This window comes from Stenotrophomonas sp. YIM B06876, from assembly GCF_030711595.1.
GTDB lineage: Bacteria > Pseudomonadota > Gammaproteobacteria > Xanthomonadales > Xanthomonadaceae > Stenotrophomonas.
Genome location: NZ_JAUJUJ010000371.1, coordinates 1 through 810, shown reverse-complemented (window position 1 = coordinate 810; position 810 = coordinate 1). Strand labels below are relative to the sequence as shown.

The following is an 810-nucleotide window of genomic DNA, read 5'->3' as shown; positions in this document are numbered from 1 at the left end:
AAGTACAGCAGGGCGCCAACCATCACGCACCAGCAGCCCATGGTGGCGATCATGGCCGGGGCGTGCACGCGCTCGAAGAAGGTCGGCAGGCGCAGCAGGCCGATGGAGCCGAGCAGCGCGATGGCGGCGCCGGCCAGCACCAGGGCGGCCACGGCCCATTCGGCCCACAGTGGCAGTGCGGCGTTCATTCGATGACCTCGCCGCGCAGCAGGAACTTGGCCATGGCGGTAGAGCCGACGAAGCCGAACGCCGCGATCAGCAGCGCCGCCTCGAAGTAGTCGCTGCTGCCGTAGAGCAGGCCCAGCACCAGCATGGCCAGCATGGCGTTGAGGTACATGCAGTCGAGCGCCAGCACGCGGTCCTGGGCCGAAGGCCCCTTGAGCAGGCGCACGAGGGTGCAGGCCATGGCCAGCATGAGCAGCAGCAGCGCCAGGGGCAGGGCCCACGACAGGACAGANAGCATGGCGTTGAGGTACATGCAGTCGAGCGCCAGCACGCGGTCCTGGGCCGAAGGCCCCTTGAGCAGGCGCACGAGGGTGCAGGCCATGGCCAGCATGAGCAGCAGCAGCGCCAGGGGCAGGGCCCACGACAGGACAGAGGTCATTCAAAAATCTCCATGAGCGCTCGCTCGTAGCGCTGCTTGATGTCGGCGGCGATGGCTGCGGCGTCGTGCACTTCGAGCACGTGCAGCAGCAGCATGCTGCGGTCCAGCGACAGCTCGGCCCAGGCCGTGCCCGGCGTGATGCAGACGATGGTGGCCAGCACGGCCAGGGCGTTGGGGTCGCGCACATCGAGCGGCACATGCACGAA

General features: G+C 68.2%; 3 protein-coding genes. All 3 read right to left on the bottom strand.

From position 1 onward, the window contains the following. Window positions 1-188, bottom strand: a 188-nt coding sequence (locus QZH66_RS17380; protein ID WP_305807090.1) for a monovalent cation/H(+) antiporter subunit G, incomplete at its 3' end; no start/stop codon positions are given. Continuing rightward, window positions 185-604 carry a K+/H+ antiporter subunit F gene (locus QZH66_RS17375; RefSeq protein WP_305807089.1) on the bottom strand — a complete coding sequence of 140 codons (420 nt, stop codon included), beginning with the start codon at window positions 602-604 and terminating at the stop codon, window positions 185-187. The genes QZH66_RS17375 and QZH66_RS17380, both read right to left, overlap by 4 nt. Continuing rightward, window positions 601-810, bottom strand: a 210-nt coding sequence (locus QZH66_RS17370; protein ID WP_305807088.1) for a Na+/H+ antiporter subunit E, incomplete at its 5' end; no start/stop codon positions are given. The genes QZH66_RS17375 and QZH66_RS17370, both read right to left, overlap by 4 nt.